Raw genomic sequence first — 18,275 nt, forward strand, 5'->3', positions numbered from 1 at the left:
GTTGTCCTCGTTTCGATCGGTCATTTGACGGCCAGTGCGTTGGGCGGGGAACCGACCCCGCCCACCAGGTTCAGGGGTTTGGCGGTGAGCAGGAACTCGTACGCGCCGTCGGCGGCGCAGTCCTCCGCCAGCTCGTCGAGCTTCCACAGCTCGCCGATGACCAGGCCCAGCAGCGCGATGAGGGGGCGGTGCATCATGCCGTTGTGCGAGGGCCCGCGGGGCGGCGGCGGTTCGTCCGGGTCCACCCAGCCCGAGCCGGGGTCCACCGGGAAGGCCTCCAGCCCGCCGTTGTCGGCGGCGGCCAGCGAGATCCGGTGGTCCCACAGCCAGGCGAGCATCTCCTCGGACTGGTGCAGGCCGGGGCTGCCGGAGCGCGCGGCCCGCCGTTCCGGCGTGCTCGCGAGCCAGTGCTCGGCGAAACCGGTGCGCAGCAACAGGATGTCACCGGGCCGCACCACCACGCCGAAATGCTCCGCCATCGAGTCCAGTTCGGACGGTGTGATGCCGCGCGGGGCGTCGGGCGCCAGCGGTTCGCCGAGGTGGTCGAAGTACCGCACGGCGTCGAGCAGGATGCCGCGGCCCACCAGGCCTTTTTCCGCCAGCAGCTGGATGCCCAGCGCGGGCGTGCCCACGTCGATCTCGCTGTCCGCGACGCCGCCGTAGAAGCCGTGGCGCGGGTGGCGGATGTGCCGCAGACCGTCCACTTGGGACGTGGACTGCAGGTAGAACGAATCCAGCCAGTCGTCGCGATGGTTGGGGTTGTTGGAGAAGATGTGGTGCTCGGTGGGCGGGCGCGTACCCGCGAGGCTGGGCACGAAGGTGTTCAGCGGGTAGTCGAGGTTGAACACCCGGCCGCGTTTGACCAAGGCCGCCGCGGCTCGTGCCGTCTCGGGGGTGAGGAAGTTGAGCGTGCCGAGCTGGTCGTCCTGCCCGAACACGTGCCAGGACGAGCCGGGTGGCGCGTCCGTGCGGGTGCGGAGCTGCTCATACCGGGGAACGTTCTCGGGTTTCATCGGCCCTCCTGGTGCGGGCCCCGCGTGCCCACGGCAGCAGCAGCGGGACGGCGACGGCGTTGAGCACGAACAACGCCAGGTACGCCAGCGGGTAGTCGTGCGAGATCGAGTACAGCTGCCCGAGCACCAGCGGCCCGGCGGCGGAACCCAGGCTGGTCCACGTCTGGAAGCGCGCGAACTTGCCCGCGAACTCGCCGATCCCGAACAGCTCCACGATCACCTGCGAGCGGATGAGGATCGTGTTGCCCAGGCTCTGCCCGATCAGCACGGCCCCGAGGAACAGGACCCAGCCCGCCGGCGCGAGCCCGACGAGGGCCACCCCGGCGGCCTGCGCGCAGAAGCTCGTCATCGTCCAGCGGTGCAGGCCCAGCCGCCGGATCCCGGCGCTGCCGAGCCAGCGCGAGGCCACCGCGGCCGCGGTGGCGACGGAAACCGCCAGCCGCGCACCGGTGAAGTCCCGCGACATCCCGGTCGCCACGAGGTACGAGGTCGCGCCCAGCTGTGAGGCACTGACCAGGCTGAACGCCAGCACCAGCGGCCAGTGGGCGGACAACCTGCCGGGCGGCGGGGCGGGCCTCGCCGCGGACGGCTGCCATCCGGCCGTCGCCCACCCGTTGAGCACGAGCGCCCCGCAGGTGATCACGAGGAACCCCGCCGCGATCACCAGGAACGAAGACGCCACGACCGCCTGCGTGGTCAGCAGCAGGGCCAGCACCGGGGACACCAGGATGCCGCCCGCGGAGGAGCCGGACGTCGCCAGCGCCATGCCCGCCGTGGGCCTGCCCTCGAAGACCCGCACCAGCACGGTGGTGCCCACCACGACGAGGCCGCCGTTGAAGATCGCGCCCAGCACCGCGAACGCGCCGATCACGACCGGGCCGTTCGGTGCCAGCCCCATCGCCGCGATGGCCGCGGCCCCGCCCAGGACCGCACAGCACAGGACCAGGTTCGGCCGGTGCCGCCCGTAGCGGCTGAACACCGGCCCCGTCACCGCGCCCACCAGGAAGAACGCGGTGCTCGCGAGCGACAGCTGCGCCGCGCCCACCAGTCCCGAGCGCAGGAACGCCGCCAGGTAGATCGGGATGCCGTACACCGCCACCCCGCTGCCCGCGGTCTGCAGGACGAAGACGGCGATCGCCACGGGCGTGGTGTTCCGGTCGGAGCGCATACCTGGCCTTCACGGGAGACGTCACGACTGCGCCACGGCCTTCTCGCCCACCGTGTTCAGGTCGACCCCGCGGGTCTCCGGGCCCGACCGGACGGCCAGCAGGATGAGCAGGCCGCCGAAGGCCGACAGGATGCCGGCGGTGTAGGCGAAGGGCACGAGTTTCGACAGCCAGAGCTGGTAGTAGGAGAAGAACGCCGGGATGATGACGGCGGTGCTGTAGGCCACGCCCCAGCCCGAGGACCGGACGGCGGTGGCGAAGCGTTCGTTGATGTAGGCGGGCAGCACGCCCAGCGAGCCGACGATGAACACGTTGGTCAGCGAGGCCAGCACGGTCAGCTGGAGCCAGCCGTGCACGTGCCCGCCGCCCATCAGCGTGAGCGTGACCGGGGTGAGCACGACCGTCGTCGTGGCCGCGATGTAGAGCGCGCGCTTGCGCCCGATGCGGTCACTCAGCCAGCCGTAGAACAGGTAGGTCGCCATACCGGGCCAGGCGTTGATCAGCTGCGTGTGCGCGAGGTCGGAGGCGGTGAACCCCTTGTTGGACAACAACAGCTGCGGCATGACGCTGCCGAGCATGTTCACCGCGAAGAAGACGCCGGTCATGATGACGTAGGACTGGACGAACGCCCGGCCGGAGGCGCCGCGGAGCATGTCCCGCAGCGGGGACTTCGTCGTCGCCGTCTCCTTCCACACGTCGGAGTCCTCGACCCGCCGCCGCAGGAACCACGCGACCAGCCAGGACAGGACGGCGCCGATGAGGAACGGGATGCGCCAGCCCCACTGCACGTAGGGCGAGTGCAGCCCGGCGTTCGGCGCGAACACCAGCACCAGCGTGGTGACCACGGCGACCACGAACGGGCCCCCGCTGGCCGAGCACTGGATGAGGGCGCCGGTGAACCCGCGGCGGCCCTTCGGCGCGTACTCCAGCGCCATCGGGGTCGCCGCGGTGTACTCGCCGCCGAGGAAGATGCCCTCGATGAACCGGAGCCCGATCAGCAGCGCGGTCGCCAGTCCCGCGCCGACCAGCTCGGCGCCCGGCAGCAGGGCGATGAGCAGGGAGATCGTGCCGAAGCCGTAGATGGTGATCGAGCCGACCTTCCGCCGGCCGATCCGGTCGGCGAAGTGGCCGAACAGCAGTGCCCCGACCGGCCGGCCGAGCAGGGTCGCGGCGAAGGTCATGCCGACGAACACCGACAGCTGGCTCGGGGACAGGTTGGCCTGGAAGTAGACCATCGCGGGCAGCAGCGAGGTCGAGGCCACGTAGATGGAGTAGGAGTCGATGGCGAAACCGGCCCAGGCGCTGGTGATGGCCCGCCGTCTGCGGGCCCGCAAGCTGGTGTCGGCGGTGGTGGCCGGGACGTCGGTGTTGGAGGACATGGCGGTTCCCTTCGGCGCTGAAGGACGCGGGGTCAGCCGCGGGGTGCGGGGTAGTCGTCGGCGTTGAGCACCCAGCCGGGCTGGGCGGAGAAGTCGGCACGCGGACCGGCGAAGATGTCGATCAGGTGGTTCGCCCCGGACCCGATCGCCTGGGACGTGTGCACGGTCGGCGGCGGGATGATCGTCACCGACGGGCTGCCGACGCGGACGTGGTCCTCGGGCCGCCAGGTCGTCGCGTCGGTCCCCCACGGGGTCTGGATGTGGTGGATGTACGTCCCGGCCACGACGAGGCTGCACTGCTCGAAGTCGTCGTGGAAGTGCGGCGACAGCTTGTGCGGGTCCCTCGGCCCGTGGCCGGGCTTGAAGAAGTTGACCATGAACGCGCGGGTGCGGAAGAGGCGGCCGAACCGCCCCGGCTGGTCGGGCACGTCGGCCATCCGGTAGGTGCGCCAGCGGTAGCCGCCGACGGGTTCGGGCCACGGTTCCAGCGGTGCGACGTGGGGGTGCGGCTCGGCGTAGGAGTCCGCATTGGACGCCCGCTTCGCCCACTCGTCCTCGTCGGACTGCAGCAGCTGGACGATCGGGCCGCTGCCCGTGCTGACGATTTCACTGCTCCCCGGCGGGATGACGACCAGCGCGGGTCCCGTCACGGCGTGTGTCTCACCCCCGGAAGCCCCACGCAGCGCGCTGTTCTCGTCGATCAGCAGCACGACCTGTTCACTGGCCAGGTCCGCGGACCAGATGAGGTCGCCCGGTGCCGGTTCGGTGTGGATGAGCACGAAGTTCTGGCCCCGCACGAGCCACTGCCTGCTGCCCGCTCCGGTGGTCACATCGGGGAGCGTGACCGAGAAGTCGAGGAACTCGGGTGCGGCGACCGGGCCGCCGGGTTTGCCGCCGCTGCTCTGCGACAGCGCCGAACGCGGGTCGTCCTTGGTGTACGTCATGCTTCCTGCCCTTCGGGTTCGAACCTCAGCCGCACTTTCCCGTCCGGTGCCAGGCCACCGCTGAACCGGACCGGGTCGCCCACCCGCAGCGTCTCCGGGTCCTCGATGTCCACATGCGACAGAACGCGTGGGCCTTCCGCCAGCTCGATGTAGGCGATGACGAACGGGTCCCGTCCGGCGTACTCGCCCTGGCCGCGGCGGTTGATGGTGTAGGAGTAGACCGTCCCCTCGCCGGAAAGCGCTTCCCAGGTGAGGTTCGCGGACATGCAGTGCGGGCACCGGGCCCGGGGGTACCAGATCAGCGTGCCGCAGTCCGCGCAGCGCGGGAGTTCCAGCCTGCGCTCAGCGAGACCGGCGGAAAACCGGTCGAGTACGGGGTCCTGGGTGCTCATGCGTCCTCCGCTCCCAGCAGCAGGGTGGCCGCGGCGGTGCGGAACCCGAGGTTGCCGCCGTGGCCCTGGACCAGCCCGATCCGGCAGTCCGGCACCTGGACCTCCGGCGCCGCCTCGCCCCGCAGCTGGCGGACCGCTTCGATGGTGCGGATCATGCCGCCCCGGAAGTCCGGGTGGTTGTTGCACAACCCGCCGCCGTCGGTGTTGAACGGCAGCAGGCCGTCCGGCCCCTGGAGCGTGCCGCCGGTGACGAAGGCACCGCCCTTGCCCTTCTCGCAGAACCCGAGATCCTCCAGGCTCATCAGGACCGTGATGGTGAAGGAGTCGTAGATCGACACGTAGTCCACGTCGCGCGGGGTCAGCCGGGCCTCGGCGAAGGCCCGCGGGCCGGACACCGCGGCCCCGGTGTACGTCAGGTCGATCCGGCCCGTTTCACTGTGCTTCACGGTTTCCCCGTGCCCCAGCACCTTGACGGTCCGGCCGAGCAGGCTCCGCGCGACGTCCTCGGACACGACGACGAGCGCGCCGCCGCCGTCGGTCGTGATGCAGCAGTCCAGGCGGTGCAACGGATCGGAGATCAACGGCGAGCCGACCACGTCCTCGATCGTGACGGGCTTGCGCAGCACGGCGTTCTGGTTGTACTGCGCGTGGTGGGCGGCCGCGACCTTGATCTCCGCGAGCTGCTCGGACGTGGTGCCGTACTCGTGCATGTGCCGCCGCGCTGCGAGCGCGTACCCGGCGGGCACGGTCACGCCGTAACCCGACTCGTAGGGGTGCTCGGGTCCGGGGGCGCCACCGGAGGTGCCGCCGCCGGACAGGGGCAGCCCTGCCATCGCCACCAGCGCGACGCGGCACTTGCCCGCCGCGACCGCGGCGACGGCGTGCCCCACGTGCATCAGGTAGGACGCGCCACCACCCTCGGTCACGTCCACATAGGACAAGTCCGTGAGCCCGAGGTAGTCGGCCATCGCGACCGAGCCCAGCCCGGGCACCTCGGAGCAGAGGAAACCGTCCACGTCGGCGATGCCCAGCCCGGCGTCGGCGAGCGCGCCGTACGCGACCTCGGCGAGCACCTGGGGCACGGTCCGGTCGGGGATCTTGCGTCGCGGATGTTCGTAGGCACCGGCTATCCGCGCCGTCGCCGCTCTGGTCATGCGGGTACTCCTCGGGTCTGCAGGTCGATCCGGTAGGTGGCTTCGGTCAGGGGGACGAGGTCCTCCGGGGTCACGCCGGGAGCGCATTCGCGCAGGGTCAGGACGCCGTCGACGAACTCGAAGACGGCGAGGTCGGTGTAAACGCGGTCGACCACTCCACGCCCGGTGAGCGGGAACGTGCACCGCTTGCGCAGCTTGGGATTTCCGCGTTTGTCGAGGTGGGTCATCATCACCCAGACGCGGCGGGCGCCGACCGCGAGGTCCATCGCCCCGCCGACGCCGGGGTTGCCGCCGGGCACCAGCCAGTTCGCCAGGTCACCGTTCTCCCCCACCTGCAACGCGCCGAGGACGCAGAGGTCCAGCCGCCCGCCGCGGGCGATGGCGAAGGACAGCGACGAGTCGAACGACGCGGCGCCGTCGAGCAAGGTCACCGGGTTCTTGCCGGCGTCCGTGACGTCCGGGTCCGGCTCCCCGGCCGGTGCCGGGCCGACGCCCAGGAGCCCGTGCTCGCAGTGGTACAGGATCTCCTTGCCAGGGGTGTGTTGTTCCGGCAGCAGCAGGGGCGCTCCGATGCCGACGTTGACGCACCAGCCGTCCTCCAGGTCGTCGGCCACGCGACGGGCGAGTTGCGCCCTGCTCAGCCCGGCGGTCATCGGGCGAGCTCCAGCGTGGTCGCGACCACGTGGTCGACGAACGGACCGGGCAGGTGGACGTCGTCGGGGTCCAGCGTGCCGGTGTGGTCGACGTGATCGGCCTGCGCGATGGTCGTGCGTGCGGCCATCGCGGCGAGCGGGTTGAAGTTGCGGGCGCCGAACCGGAACCTGAGGTTGCCGTACCGGTCCGCCCGGTGTGCCTTCACCAGCGCGAAATCCGGCCGCAGCGGGGACTCGAACACGTAGGTGCGGCCGTCGATCACCCGGCTTTCCTTGCGGGGCAGCAGTTTCTCCGGCTCACCGTGCTCGCGGTAGCGGACCACGAAACCGCCGTCGCCAAGGAGCGTCCCTGCCGCGGTCGGCGTGTAGAACCCGCCCAGCCCGGCACCGCCCGCCCGCAGGCGCTCCGCGAGCGTGCCCTGCGGCACCAGCTCGATCTCGACCTCGCCGGAGAAGTACCGTTCGAAGAAGGCGGGGTTGACCGGGAAGGAACAGGAGAAACGGCTGACGCGGTTCTCCCGCAGCAGTCTGCCGATGCCCCGCTCGCCCGGCAGGCCCTGTCCCCCGTTGTTCGCGATGACGTGCAGGTCGCGCACGTCCCGCTCGCACAGTGCGTCGATCAGGTCGACGGGTACCCCGGCCTGGCCGAAGCCGCCGATCGCCACCACAGCACCGTCGTGCACACCGTCCACAGTGGCCGCCGCGTCCGGGCGGATCTTGTCGATCACCGGACGCCCGCCGGCTCGGCGACGGCTTCGCGGGCCTGCGCGAGGGTGCGGCGCGCGGCACCCGAGAGCATCCCGGTGTCGTTGCCCACCAAGAGGAACCGGCACCCCTGCCCCGCCCGCAGGCGCAACTGCTCCTCGCCCTGGACCACCGTGCCGACCGGGACCCCGGCGCGGACCGCCGCCTCGATCGACCTGGTCACGGCTTCGTGCACCGGAGGCGAACCGCCGGGCACGCCCATGCTCAGCGAAAGGTCGCCGGGGCCGATGAACGCGGCGTCCACCCCGGGCGCGGCGAGGATCCCGTCGATGTCCTCGACGGCTTCCCGCTCCTCGATCATCGCGACGCGCGCGACGTCCTCCTGTCCCGTGCGCACGTACTCGGCCGGTCCGCCGTCGAGACTGCCCCACAGCCCGGCCCGCGCCGCGTAGCCCATCCCCCGCGTTCCGGCGGGCGGGAACAGGAACTGCTTCATGGTCACTTCCGCCTGCGCGGCGTTGGAGACGTGCGGCACGAGGATCCCGGCGGCGCCCGCGTCGAGGTAGCGCTGACCGTCGCCGTAGCCGTGGTCGGTGATGCGCACCAGCGGCGCGACGTTCAGCCGGGAGTAGACGACCACCAGCGAGTACACGTCGCGGACCGAGAGCAGGGCGTGCTCGGTGTCGATCACGACGAAGTCGAAGCCCGCGGCGCCGATGATCTCGGCGACCTCCAGCGCGGGGAGCTTGACGAAGGTGCCGATCAGGGGCGGTCCGGACGACTTCAGCAGCTGCTGGAACACGATCATCTCCGTTGATGCTTCAGTTCGTTATACGAACAGGCTGTTCGCGATATGAGGAGGATTGCATGAATCGCCCGTCCAGGCAAGAACGGGTGCGCGCGCCGGACAGGCACGAACTACGGAGAAGTCAGGGAAATATCCGACCGGACGCGGTCAGCTCGTCAGCACCTGCGGGGACAGCTGCTTGAGCATCGCGTTGGTCCACTTGAGCTGCCGCAGGGTCTGCGGGTGGCAGCGGCTCGCGAGCGCCAGCAGGTCGCCGTCCTTGGCGGCCTGCGCGCCCTGGGCGAGCAGCTCCCAGTCGAGCGAGACGCCCGCGCAAGCCCGGTGCAGCCGGCGCAGGTCGGCCAGCAGCAGGAGCCCCGGCTCGGCACGGGAGCTGAGCAGGTCGCTCACGGCGGTGCGCACCGGCGCGAGCGGGCCGGACGTCTGCCGCACCTCCGCCGACAGCTCCACGTCGTACGAGCGGGCCGCGTCCGCCAGCGAGCGCACGTGATCGCGGGACCAGGTGGCGAGGTCACGGGTGACCTGGGAGACCTCCGGCTCCGCGTGGTGCCGGTCGGACACCTTGAGCAGGTCCCGCACCAGCGCCTTCTCCGCGCGGTGCAGTTCCCGGAGGGCGAGCCCGAGCTTCATCGCTCTCCCCCGTCCGCACTGGCGATCACCGCGGCGGCCGTCTTGAACAGCGGCTGCTTCGACACCGGGTCCCAGTCCGTCCTGGTCAGCTCGTTGGCGGCACGGTGCCCATCCTGACCGGCCGGGTCGCCGGTGTCCCAGTAGCCGTAGTGGAACGGCAGGAACAGCACGCCTTCGCGGATTCCGCCGATCCGCACCCGCGCCCGTACCACGCCGCGTGGAGTCGTGATCTCGGCGAGTTCGCCTTCGACGAGATCGTGCTTCGCTGCGTCCACTTCGGACACCTCGACCCATGATTCCGGTGCCGCGTCACGGAGTTCGGGCGTGCGACCGGTCTTGGTGCGGGTGTGGAACTGGTAGATGGTCCGGCCCGTGATCAACGCGAAGGGGTATTCGGCGGACGGCGTTTCGTGCGACTCGACGTATTCGGCGGCCTTGAGCATCGCCTTGCCGTCGGGGTTGGCCGCGCGGTACTCGTCGGGCTCGGCGGGCGCACCGGTGATCAGGTCCCGGCCGTAGGCCTCGCAGTAGTCGGGGTGGGCGAAGAACTTCCCGTCGGCGTAAAGCCGTTCAGTCCCCTCGGGACGCTCGGGCGTGCACGGCCACTGAACCCCGCCTTGACGGAGCTTCTCATAGGACAGTCCACTGTAGTCACACGGCCGTCCCGCGCTGGCGCGTTTCCAGGCTTCGAAAGCGGATTCCGCGTCGTGCCACGCGGGGAACCGCTGCCCGTCCTTGTCACGGAAGTCCATGCGACGGGCGTAATCGAGCCAGATGTCGAGGTCGGGTTTGGCTTCCCCTGGCGGTTCCACGGCCTTGTCCGACAGGTGCACGGTGCGGTCGGCGTTGGTGAACACGCCGGTCTTCTCGCCCCACATCGCGGCGGGCAGCACGACGTCGGCCAGCTCGGCGGTTTCGGTGCGGAACGCGTCCTGCACCACGAGGAACAGCCGTTCCTGTGACAGCACGGAACGGATCCGCCGCAGCTCGGGCAGGGACACCGCCGGGTTCGTCGCCGACACCCACAGCATCCGCAGCGTGCCGTTCTCGGCGTAGCGGAAGATCTGCATCGCGTGCGTGGGCGGGGCGTAGTGCGGGATCTGCAGCGGTTCAAGTTTCCACAGCTCCGCCAGTTCGGCCACGTGGGCGTCGTTGGCCCAGTTGCGGAAGCCGGTGAGATCTCCGTCCGCGCCGCATTCCCGGGTGTTCTCGGCGGTGGGCTGCCCGTTCATCTGCAGCACCCCGCACCCGGGCTTGCCGAGCATCCCCCGCAGCAGGTTCACGTTGTTGACCTGCACGGCGGCCGCGGTCGCCTGCGCGGACTGGTAGAAACCCTGCAACACCGTGCACAGCAAGCGTTCGGCCCGGCCGAGGAGGGCGGCGGCCTCGCGGATCCGCTCCGGGGCGACACCGCAGATCTCCGCGACGCGCTCGGGCGGGTAGTCGGCCACCAGCGCGGCGAGGTCGTCGTAGCCGACCGTGTGCTCGCGGACGTAGTCGTGGTCGACCCAGTCGTGGGCGATGATCTCGTGCAGCAACCCGTTCATCAGGGCGACGTTCGTGCCCGGCAGCGGGGCGAGGTGGAGGGTCGCCGCACGCGCGACCGGGGTGTCCCGAGGATCGACGCACAGCAGCGCGGGCGGCTCGGGACCGGCCAGCCGGTCGAGGATCCGCATCCACAGCACGCTCTGCGTCTCCGCGACGTTGTGCCCGAACAACGCGATGACGTCGGCGTGGTCCACATCGGTGTAGGAGGCGGGCTGCCCGTCGCAGCCGAAGGTCTCCTTCAGCGCGGCCGCGGCGGTCGCGGTGCACAGGCGCGTGTTCCCGTCCAGGTGGTTCGTCCCGATCGCCCCGTGTGCGATCGCGGCGAGGGTGTAGTACTCCTCGCAAAACAGCTGGCCGCTGGTGTAGAAGCCGAGCGCGCCGGGCCCCTGCTCGGCCAGCAACCGCTTGCTGCGCTCGACGACCAGCCCCATCGCCTCGTCCCAGCTCGCCTCGGTGAGGCGGCCCTCGCGCCGCACCAGCGGCACGGTCAGCCGGTCGCCCGCGTTGTTCGCCTGCCAGCCGAAGAGGTCCTTGACGTCGAGCCGGCCGTGGTTCACGCGGTCATCGGCCCGGCCGCGGACTCCGACGATCCGCCCGTCCTTCACGGCCAGCTCCATGCCGTCGCCGTTGGAGTGCAGGACCGCCGCCGTCGGCACCCACCGGTCGACGTCCTCCTCGGACAGTCCCTCCGCGAGGTGCGAGTCGACGCGCACGGGCCACCGCTCCCCCGGCCCGTAAGGCGTACGCGGCCCCCACGGGTCGGCGATGACGTCCCGGCTCACCTCCGCGTCGTACCCGCTCGAGCGGCTTCCGAAACCGGACGGCTTCGTCCGCACGACCGAAAACCCGCCGATCACCGGTGACGACCGGACGAACCACGGACACGGTTGGTGATCGGACAATGCTTCGATCCCCTGCGGCGGAAGGAGCGCCTTTGAGCCCCGACAACACCGTCCGGCGGACGGGGCGGACCACGGTCGCCCTGCTCGCGGGTGTCTACATCATCGACTACATCGACCGCGTGATGATCGCGATCGCACTGCCGCTGATCGGCGCCGAGTTCGGGCTGAGCCACACCGGGCAGGGGCTCGTCGTGTCCGCGTTCGCGATCGCCTACCTGCTCGGCCAGCTGCCGGGCGGCCTGCTCGCCGACCGGGCCGGTGCCCGCCCGCTGCTGGTGGTCTCGCTGCTGGCGTGGTCGGTGTTCACCGCCGCGACCGGGCTCGCCCCCGGCCTGGTGGTGCTGCTCGTGCTGCGGGCGCTGTTCGGGCTCGCACAGGCCCTGTTCCCGGCCGCGTCGTTCAAGGCGCTGGCCGAACGCACCACCCGCGAGGCCCGCAGCCGGGCGGCCGGCCTGATCCTGGCGTCGAACAACGTCGGCGCGGGGCTCGGGCCGCTCGTCGTCGCGCCGCTCGTGGTGCTCGCGGGGTGGCGGCACACCTTCTGGATCGTCGCGGCGGCCGGCCTGGTCGTCGGGTTCGCGCTGTGGAAGCTGCTGCCCCCACCGCTGCCCCGTGAGCTGACGGAGCCGGACGACGCGCCCGCCGCCTCGGTCGGGGTGTCGGTGGCCCTGCGCGACGGGCTCGTGCTGCGCTGCGCGCTGATGTTCGCCTGCTACAACATGCTGAACTACGGCATGATCACCTGGGTGCCGTCCTACCTCGTCGAAGCGAAGGGGATGTCCCTGGTCTCGGCGGGCGTGTCGTCGGCGATCCCGTTGCTGGTCAACGCCGTCGGGGTGATTGTGGGCGGCTGGCTGATGAGCCGCTGGTTCGACCGCAGCGCCCGGCGGCTCGTGGTGCCCGCGCTCGTGGTCTCGGCCGTCCTGCTCGTCCTGATGCTGCGAGCCGGGTCCACGACGGCCTTCACCACGTTGCAGACGCTGGCGATGTTCGTCAACGGGCTCGCGGCGATCGGCATCGTCGGCCTGCCGCTGCGGGTGCTGCCACGGGCCGTCGTCGGCTCGGGCATGGGGGCGGTCAACACGGGCGGCCAGCTCGCCGGGGTGCTCGCCCCGCTCGTGATGGGCTGGCTCGCGGACCGCTTCGGGTTCGGGGCGGCGTTCGGTTTCCTCGCCGCGACCACGCTCGCGGCGGCGCTGATCTCGCTGGTCACGCGCCAGCGGCAGGCACGGCAGGTGAAGGAGGCGGTTTCGTGACCACGCACGATCTGGTCATCAGGGGCGGCAGGGTGATCGATCCCGCCTCGGGCACCGACGCCGTGCTCGACGTCGGGATCACCGGCGGAACGATCTCCGCCGTAGCGTCCGGTTTGGACGGTGCGACGGTGCTCGACGCCCGCGACCGCGTGGTGGCCCCGGGTTTCGTCGACCTGCACAGCCACTGCGACGACATCCCCGGGCTGCGGCTGCAGGCGCTCGACGGCGTGACCACGGCGCTCGAACTGGAGGTCGGCAGGCACCCGGTCGCGGCGGCGTACTCCCGGGCCGCGGCTGCGGGACGCCCGGTGAACTACGGGTTCTCGGCGAGCTGGGGCGCCGCACGGCTGGAAGTCGTCGGCGGGGTACCGGCGACGAGCACGCTGCGAGACGTCGCGATCGCGATGAACGTGCCGGAATGGCAACGGGAAGCGCCTCCGGCACTCGTCGACCGCGTCATCGCCCTCGTCGAGGAGGACCTCGCGGCGGGTGCGCTGGGCATCGGCATCCCGATCGGCTACGCACCCCGCGTCGCGCCCGCCGAGTACGTCGCCGTCGCCGCGGCGGCGGCCCGGGCGGGCCGCCCGACCTACACGCACGCACGCGACCTCGTGGAGCAGGACCCGGAAACACCGATCGACGGCGCCGAGGAGGTCGTCCGCGCCGCGGGCGAGACCGGGGCGCACATGCACTACTGCCACGTCAACAGCACCTCCGGGTGGCACCTGGACCGCGTGCACGCCACGATTTCCCGCGCGGTCGCGGCCGGGGCGCCGGTGTCCACCGAGGCCTACCCGTACGGCACCGGGATGACCGGGATCGGCGCCGCCTTCCTCGCGCCGGAACTGTTGCCGCGCCGCGGGATGACGCCGTCGTCGATCCAGCTCCTCACCACCGGACGCCGGATGGCCGACGCGGAAGAACTGCGCCGCGCCAGGGCGGAACACGGCGACGAGTGGGCGTTCGTGCACTTCCTCGACGAGTCCGACCCCGCCGCCCACGAACTCCGGATGAAGGCCATGGTGTTCGGCGACACGGCGGTGGCGTCCGACTCGCTGGAGCCGGTGTGGCGGGGCGGTGCACGGGACCCGCTGACGTGGCCGCTGCCGCCGGAGGTGGTGAGCCACCCGCGGACCGCGGGCACGTTCGGGCGGACATTGCGGCTGCTGGTCAGGGAATCCGGCGCGCTGACCCTGTCCGAGGCGATCCGCCGGTGCAGTCTCGTCCCGGCGGAGATCGCGGCGCACGGGGTTCCTGCCATGGCGCGCAAGGGCCACCTCCAGCCGGGCGCGGACGCCGATGTGGTGGTGTTCGACCCCGCGACCGTCACCGACAACGCGACCTACACCGACACCGTGCGGCCCACCACCGGCTTCGACCACGTGCTCGTCAACGGGGAGCCGGTGGTGCGGAACGGTGTGCTCGACCCGGCGGCGCTGCCCGGCCGCCCCGTGCGCGCCTGACGAGCGGGTACAGCAGGAGGATCACCGCGAGGCTGAGCACGCTCAGGTACAGCTGGGACCGCGCGTCGGCCACGAACAGCATCGACACCACCACGGCGAGGGCTCCGGCGAGGGTGACCCACGTCAGCCACGGGTAGCCCCACATCCGCAGTGTGAGCCGCTCCGGGGCCTCCGCTTCGAGCCTGCGGCGCATCCGCAGCTGCGAGCCCGCGATGATGACGTACACGAACAACGCCACCGCGCCGGCCGAGTTGATGATGAAGTAGAAGACGGTGTCCGGCGCGACGTAGCTCATCACGACAGCGACGTAACCGACCACAGTGGACACGAGGATCGCCTTCCACGGCACGCCGCGCTTCGTGGTGTCGGCGATCCATCGCGGCGCCCACGCGTGCCGCCGCAACGCGAAGAGCATGCGTGAAGCCGTGTACAGGCCGGAGTTCAGCACGGACAACGCGGCGGTCAGCACCACGACGCTCACGATGGTTTCCGCGGCGGGGATGCCGAACCGCCCGAACGCGGCCGCGAACGGGCTCGTCCCGCTCGGCACGTCCCGCCACGGCGTGATCATCACGAGCAGCGCCACGGAACCGACGTAGAACAGGATCACCCGCCAGGCGGTGGTGGTCGTCGCCTTGGTCACGGCCTTCGCGGGCTCCTCGGACTCGGCGGCGGCGATCGTGACGATCTCCGTGCCGAAGTAGGAGAAGATCACGATGACCACGCCGTGCACGACGGAGAACCCGCCGGTGGCGAAGAACCCGTCGAGCGCGATGTTGCCCGCCGAGAACGTGCCGTGCGGCCACCAGCCCAGCACGAACAGCGTGCCCAGCACCAGGAACACCACGATGGTCGCGACCTTGACCGACGCCAGCCAGAATTCGGTCTCGCCGAACGAACGCGCCGAGACGAGGTTCGTGCCGGTCAGCAGCAGCATCAGCGCCAGGGAGAACACCCACTGCGGCACCGCGGGCAGCCAGCCCACGAGGATCTTCGCCCCCGCGACGGCCTCGAACGCCACCACGCCCACCCAGAAGTACCAGTACAGCCAGCCGATGGTGAACCCGGCCCAGCCGCCGAGCGATTCGCGCGCGTACTCCATGAACGAGCCCAGCGCCGGGGACGCGGCGGCCATCTCCCCCAGCATGCGCATCACCAGCACGACCAGCAGGCCGCCGAGGGCGTAGGACAGCACTGCCGCGGGGCCGACCGTGTGGATCACGGCACCGCTGCCGATGAACAGGCTCGCGCCGATGATGCCGCCGAGCGCGATCATGCGGACGTGCCGCTGGCGGAGACTCGAGCGGGGTGCCGCTCCGGCTTCCTGGCTCATCCGTCCGATGGTGGCAGGGTCGGTGGCTACCGGGAAAGTCCTTGACACAAAGCCGCACTGAATACGTCGTTATACGCCGATCACGCACCACCCGACCGCGTGGCGAAACTTGATTTGTTCCAGACAACTGGTCTAGGGTCGTAGCGTGACGGCGGACTTCGAAGCGCAGCTGCGGGCCGTCTCGTTGCGCGTGACACGGCCACGGCTGGCGGTGCTCGCCGCGCTGCGTGACCACCCGCACGTCGACACCGAAACGGTGATCGCGCTGGTGCGGGCCGAACTCCCGTCGGTGTCACACCAGGCGGTCTACGACGTCCTGCGGGCGCTCACCGACGCCGGGCTGGTGCGGCGCATCCAGCCCGCCGGCGCGAACGCCCGCTACGAGACGAGGGTGGGGGACAACCACCACCACGTCGTGTGCCGCTCGTGCGGCGCCATCGCGGACGTCGACTGCACCGTGGGGCACGCCCCCTGTCTCACCGCCTCGGACGACCACGGTTTCATGATCGACGAGGCGGAGGTCGTCTTCTGGGGCACCTGCCCCGACTGCGCGGCCGAAACCACCCCCAATGATCAGCGAGCTCGGAAGGCAAGCAGATGAGCGACTCCCAGGACAACACCCCCTCCAGCGCACAGGGGGTGGACAAGAAGGCCGCGGCGGGCTGCCCGGTCGCGCACGACTCCGTCACCTCGCACGGCAGCGAGAGCGAGAACCCGGCGATCAGCTCGCCGACGCCGAAGTCCGCGGGCCGCCCGCGCACGAACCGCGACTGGTGGCCCAACCAGCTCGACCTGACGGTGCTGCACGCGCACTCGTCGAAGTCCAACCCGCTGGGCGCGGACTTCGACTACGCCAAGGAGTTCGCCAAGCTCGACGTCGAGGCGCTCAAGCAGGACATCATCCAGGTCCTGACCACGTCGCAGGACTGGTGGCCCGCCGACTTCGGCCACTACGGCGGCCTGATGATCCGCATGAGCTGGCACTCCGCGGGCACCTACCGCATCCACGACGGCCGCGGCGGCGCGGGCGACGGCGCGCAGCGGTTCGCCCCGCTCAACAGCTGGCCCGACAACGCGAACCTGGACAAGGCGCGCCGCCTGCTGTGGCCGGTGAAGCAGAAGTACGGCCAGAAGATCTCGTGGGCCGACCTGCTCGTGTTCGCGGGCAACGTCGCGCTGGAGTCCATGGGCTTCAAGACCTTCGGCTTCGGCTTCGGCCGCGTGGACACCTGGGAGCCCGAGGAGATCTACTGGGGCCCCGAGGACGACTGGCTGGGTGACGAGCGCTACGTCACCGACTCGGAGATGGTGCCCGAGCTCGGCGCCACCGAGATGGGCCTGATCTACGTCAACCCCGAGGGGCCCCGCGGCAGCGCGGACTTCCTCGCGGCGGCGCACTTCATCCGCGAGACCTTCGGCCGGATGGCGATGAACGACGAGGAGACCGTCGCGCTGATCGCCGGTGGCCACACCTTCGGCAAGACGCACGGCGCGGCCGTCGCCGACGACCACGTCGGCCCCGAGCCCGAGGGCGCCCCGCTGGAGGCGCAGGGCCTCGGCTGGCTGAGCACGCACGGCAGCGGCAAGGGCCCGGACACGATCACCAGTGGCCTCGAGGTGACGTGGACGGACAAGCCGACCGAGTGGAGCAACCGCTTCTTCGAGATCCTGTTCGGCTACGAGTGGGAGCTCACCACGAGCCCCGGCGGCGCGAAGCAGTACGTCGCCAAGGACGCGCCGGAGATCATCCCGGACCCGTACGACCCGAACAAGAAGCACAAGCCGACCATGCTCACCACGGACCTGGCGCTGCGCTTCGACCCGACGTACGAGAAGATCTCCCGCCGGTTCCTGGAGAACCCGGACGAGTTCGCGCTGGCCTTCGCCAAGGCCTGGTACAAGCTGCTGCACCGTGACATGGGCCCGGTCAGCCGCTACCTGGGCCCGTGGGTCGCCGAGCCGCAGCTGTGGCAGGACCCGGTGCCGCCCGTCGAGGGCGAGCTGGTGAGCGAGTCCGACATCGCCGCCCTCAAGGCGAAGGTGCTCGACTCCGGCCTGACCACCGCCCAGCTGGTGTCCACGGCGTGGGCGTCGGCGGCGAGCTTCCGGTCCACCGACAAGCGCGGTGGCGCCAACGGGGCCCGCATCCGCCTGGAGCCGCAGCGCAGCTGGGAGGTCAACCAGCCGGAGCAGCTGGCGCCGGTCCTGGAGAAGCTGGAGAGCATCCAGCGCGAGTTCAACGAGGCCGGTGGCGCGAAGATCTCGCTCGCCGACCTGATCGTGCTGGCGGGCTCGGCGGCCGTCGAGAAGGCCGCGCGGGACGCGGGCGTCGAGGTGACCGTGCCGTTCCACCCGGGCCGCACGGACGCCAGCCAGGAGCAGACCGACGTCGAGTCGTTCAAGGTACTGGAGCCGCGTGCCGACGGGTTCCGCAACTACCTGCGGGCCGGCGAGAAGCTCCAGCCGGAGGTGCTGCTGGTCGACCGCGCCTACATGCTCGACCTGACCGCGCCGGAGATGACCGTCCTCGTCGGCGGCCTGCGGGCGCTCGGGACGAACCACGGCGGTACCCAGCACGGTGTCCTCACGGACAAGCCGGGCGTGCTCACCAACGACTTCTTCACCAACCTGCTCGCGCCGGGCACGCGGTGGAAGGCGTCGGAGACCGAGGAGAACGTCTACGAGATCCGTGACGCGGCGACGGACGAGCTGAAGTGGACCGCCACCCCGGTGGACCTCATCTTCGGCTCCAACTCGCAGCTGCGGGCGCTCTCGGAGGTCTACGCCAGTGACGACGCGCGTGAGAAGTTCGTGAACGATTTCGTCGCGGCCTGGACCAAGGTCATGGAGCTGGACCGCTTCGACCTCGCCTGATCGGGGCACCACGGAAGCACGGGCCCGGCCGGTCCCCGCGATCGGCCGGGCCCTT

General features: G+C 70.8%; 16 protein-coding genes. 4 read left to right on the plus strand and 12 right to left on the minus strand.

Annotated features, from left to right (window positions below; translation table 11 throughout):
* Nucleotides 1–20: 20 nt before the first annotated feature.
* The 11 genes from ABFX51_RS18925 to ABFX51_RS18975 all read right to left on the minus strand — a co-directional run bounded on the left by ABFX51_RS18925 (nucleotide 21) and on the right by ABFX51_RS18975 (nucleotide 11,174).
* Entirely contained in the window at nucleotides 21–1,013 is a 993-nt protein-coding gene (locus ABFX51_RS18925) for a cyclase family protein (RefSeq protein WP_346054389.1), read from the minus strand.
* Entirely contained in the window at nucleotides 985–2,181 is a 1,197-nt protein-coding gene (locus ABFX51_RS18930) for an MFS transporter (protein ID WP_346054390.1), read from the minus strand. The genes ABFX51_RS18925 and ABFX51_RS18930 overlap by 29 nt, the downstream gene beginning before the upstream one ends.
* 21 nt (nucleotides 2,182–2,202) lie before the next feature.
* On the minus strand, nucleotides 2,203–3,558 hold the full coding sequence (locus tag ABFX51_RS18935; protein ID WP_346054391.1) for an MFS transporter: 1,356 nt from the start codon (nucleotides 3,556–3,558) through the stop codon (nucleotides 2,203–2,205).
* 32 nt (nucleotides 3,559–3,590) lie between these two features.
* Complete coding sequence (locus ABFX51_RS18940) at nucleotides 3,591–4,502, minus strand: cupin domain-containing protein (protein ID WP_346054392.1); 912 nt, start codon at nucleotides 4,500–4,502, stop codon at nucleotides 3,591–3,593.
* Nucleotides 4,499–4,894, minus strand: coding sequence for a Zn-ribbon domain-containing OB-fold protein (locus ABFX51_RS18945; RefSeq protein ID WP_346054393.1), 396 nt, complete (start codon nucleotides 4,892–4,894; stop codon nucleotides 4,499–4,501). Before ABFX51_RS18945 ends, ABFX51_RS18940 begins: the two co-directional genes overlap by 4 nt.
* Complete coding sequence (locus tag ABFX51_RS18950; protein ID WP_346054394.1) at nucleotides 4,891–6,048, minus strand: thiolase domain-containing protein; 1,158 nt, start codon at nucleotides 6,046–6,048, stop codon at nucleotides 4,891–4,893. The genes ABFX51_RS18945 and ABFX51_RS18950 overlap by 4 nt, the downstream gene beginning before the upstream one ends.
* Nucleotides 6,045–6,701: a 3-oxoacid CoA-transferase subunit B gene (locus ABFX51_RS18955; protein ID WP_346054395.1), complete on the minus strand. Its 657-nt coding sequence runs from the start codon at nucleotides 6,699–6,701 to the stop codon at nucleotides 6,045–6,047. Before ABFX51_RS18955 ends, ABFX51_RS18950 begins: the two co-directional genes overlap by 4 nt.
* A complete protein-coding gene (locus ABFX51_RS18960) occupies nucleotides 6,698–7,429 on the minus strand; it encodes a 3-oxoacid CoA-transferase subunit A (protein WP_346054396.1) in 732 nt (243 codons plus the stop codon). Before ABFX51_RS18960 ends, ABFX51_RS18955 begins: the two co-directional genes overlap by 4 nt.
* A complete protein-coding gene (locus ABFX51_RS18965) occupies nucleotides 7,426–8,214 on the minus strand; it encodes an HpcH/HpaI aldolase family protein (RefSeq protein WP_346054397.1) in 789 nt (262 codons plus the stop codon). The genes ABFX51_RS18960 and ABFX51_RS18965 overlap by 4 nt, the downstream gene beginning before the upstream one ends.
* 147 nt (nucleotides 8,215–8,361) lie before the next feature.
* Complete coding sequence (locus ABFX51_RS18970; RefSeq protein WP_346054398.1) at nucleotides 8,362–8,844, minus strand: hypothetical protein; 483 nt, start codon at nucleotides 8,842–8,844, stop codon at nucleotides 8,362–8,364.
* Nucleotides 8,841–11,174: a molybdopterin oxidoreductase family protein gene (locus ABFX51_RS18975; RefSeq protein WP_346054399.1), complete on the minus strand. Its 2,334-nt coding sequence runs from the start codon at nucleotides 11,172–11,174 to the stop codon at nucleotides 8,841–8,843. The genes ABFX51_RS18970 and ABFX51_RS18975 overlap by 4 nt, the downstream gene beginning before the upstream one ends.
* A 152-nt stretch (nucleotides 11,175–11,326) precedes the next feature.
* Between ABFX51_RS18975 and ABFX51_RS18980 the strand changes: the two genes are divergently transcribed.
* Nucleotides 11,327–12,550: an MFS transporter gene (locus ABFX51_RS18980; RefSeq protein WP_346054400.1), complete on the plus strand. Its 1,224-nt coding sequence runs from the start codon at nucleotides 11,327–11,329 to the stop codon at nucleotides 12,548–12,550.
* The gene (locus tag ABFX51_RS18985; protein ID WP_346054402.1) at nucleotides 12,547–14,013 is read left to right on the plus strand and encodes an amidohydrolase family protein; all 1,467 of its coding nucleotides are present in this window, start codon (nucleotides 12,547–12,549) and stop codon (nucleotides 14,011–14,013) included. Before ABFX51_RS18980 ends, ABFX51_RS18985 begins: the two co-directional genes overlap by 4 nt.
* Here ABFX51_RS18985 and ABFX51_RS18990 read toward each other — a convergent pair.
* Nucleotides 13,940–15,346, minus strand: a complete 1,407-nt coding sequence (locus ABFX51_RS18990; RefSeq protein ID WP_091507256.1) for an amino acid permease — start codon at nucleotides 15,344–15,346, stop codon at nucleotides 13,940–13,942. The two genes, ABFX51_RS18985 and ABFX51_RS18990, sit on opposite strands and share 74 nt — an antisense overlap.
* Nucleotides 15,347–15,491: 145 nt before the next feature.
* On the opposite strand from ABFX51_RS18990, the gene ABFX51_RS18995 reads away from it, so the two are divergent.
* Nucleotides 15,492–15,947 (plus strand): Fur family transcriptional regulator, encoded by a 456-nt coding sequence (locus ABFX51_RS18995; RefSeq protein ID WP_346054403.1) that lies wholly within the window; start codon nucleotides 15,492–15,494, stop codon nucleotides 15,945–15,947.
* Complete coding sequence (gene katG / locus ABFX51_RS19000) at nucleotides 15,944–18,220, plus strand: catalase/peroxidase HPI (protein WP_346054404.1); 2,277 nt, start codon at nucleotides 15,944–15,946, stop codon at nucleotides 18,218–18,220. Before ABFX51_RS18995 ends, katG begins: the two co-directional genes overlap by 4 nt.
* The last annotated feature ends 55 nt before the right edge of the window (nucleotides 18,221–18,275 follow it).

Origin of the sequence: Amycolatopsis dongchuanensis, assembly GCF_039542405.1 — a bacterium.
Lineage (GTDB): Bacteria > Actinomycetota > Actinomycetes > Mycobacteriales > Pseudonocardiaceae > Amycolatopsis_E > Amycolatopsis_E sacchari.

Excerpts from the sequence above, each read along its gene's own strand:
- ABFX51_RS18925 (WP_346054389.1), bottom strand. The coding sequence starts at position 1,013 with ATGAAACCCGAGAACGTTCCCCGGTATGAGCAGCTCCGCACCCGCACG.
- ABFX51_RS18930 (WP_346054390.1), bottom strand. The coding sequence starts at position 2,181 with ATGCGCTCCGACCGGAACACCACGCCCGTGGCGATCGCCGTCTTCGTC.
- ABFX51_RS18935 (WP_346054391.1), bottom strand. The coding sequence starts at position 3,558 with ATGTCCTCCAACACCGACGTCCCGGCCACCACCGCCGACACCAGCTTG.
- ABFX51_RS18940 (WP_346054392.1), bottom strand. The coding sequence starts at position 4,502 with ATGACGTACACCAAGGACGACCCGCGTTCGGCGCTGTCGCAGAGCAGC.
- ABFX51_RS18945 (WP_346054393.1), bottom strand. The coding sequence starts at position 4,894 with ATGAGCACCCAGGACCCCGTACTCGACCGGTTTTCCGCCGGTCTCGCT.
- ABFX51_RS18950 (WP_346054394.1), bottom strand. The coding sequence starts at position 6,048 with ATGACCAGAGCGGCGACGGCGCGGATAGCCGGTGCCTACGAACATCCG.
- ABFX51_RS18955 (WP_346054395.1), bottom strand. The coding sequence starts at position 6,701 with ATGACCGCCGGGCTGAGCAGGGCGCAACTCGCCCGTCGCGTGGCCGAC.
- ABFX51_RS18965 (WP_346054397.1), bottom strand. The coding sequence starts at position 8,214 with ATGATCGTGTTCCAGCAGCTGCTGAAGTCGTCCGGACCGCCCCTGATC.
- ABFX51_RS18970 (WP_346054398.1), bottom strand. The coding sequence starts at position 8,844 with ATGAAGCTCGGGCTCGCCCTCCGGGAACTGCACCGCGCGGAGAAGGCG.
- ABFX51_RS18990 (WP_091507256.1), bottom strand. The coding sequence starts at position 15,346 with ATGAGCCAGGAAGCCGGAGCGGCACCCCGCTCGAGTCTCCGCCAGCGG.
- katG (WP_346054404.1), top strand. The coding sequence starts at position 15,944 with ATGAGCGACTCCCAGGACAACACCCCCTCCAGCGCACAGGGGGTGGAC.